This window comes from Methylobacterium sp. WL116, from assembly GCF_008039455.1.
Classification (GTDB): Bacteria; Pseudomonadota; Alphaproteobacteria; order Rhizobiales; family Beijerinckiaceae; genus Methylobacterium.
Genome location: NZ_VRUV01001116.1, coordinates 1 through 502 on the forward strand (window position 1 = coordinate 1; position 502 = coordinate 502).

General features: G+C 74.5%; 1 protein-coding gene. It reads left to right on the forward strand.

Annotated elements, in window-relative coordinates; all coding sequences use genetic code 11:
• Positions 1 to 502 (forward strand): four-carbon acid sugar kinase family protein (locus FV223_RS29660; RefSeq protein WP_147730125.1); only part of this gene is annotated, 502 nt, incomplete at both ends.

Here is a 502-nt window from a genome sequence, read left to right on the forward strand (position 1 = left end):
ACGCCTGGCTGCGCCGGCGCGGTGCCGGCCACGTGCTGTTCAAGGTCTGCTCGACCTTCGATTCGACCGAGGCCGGCAACATCGGCCCGGTGCTCGACGCGCTGCGGGCGGATGCGGCCGAGCCGATCGCGCTCGTCACCCCCGCCTTTCCCGAGACCGGGCGCAGCGTCTACCAGGGTCACCTCTTCGTCGGCGCGACGCTGCTCGCCGAGAGCCCGCTGAAGGACCACCCCCTCAACCCGATGCGCGATTCAAGCCTCGTGCGGGTGCTGGCCCGCCAGAGCGCCGGCACGGTCGGGCTGATCGACATCGCCACCGTGACGCGCGGTCCGGACGCGGTCGCCGCGCGCCTCGACGCCCTGGCGAAGCAGGGCCACGGCGCGGCCATCGCCGACGCGATCTTCGATGCCGACCTCGAGATCCTCGGCCGCGCCGCCTTGCGGCACCGCGTCTCCTGCGGCGCCTCGGGCCTCGGCCTCGGGCTCGCCCGCGCGCTGGTCGC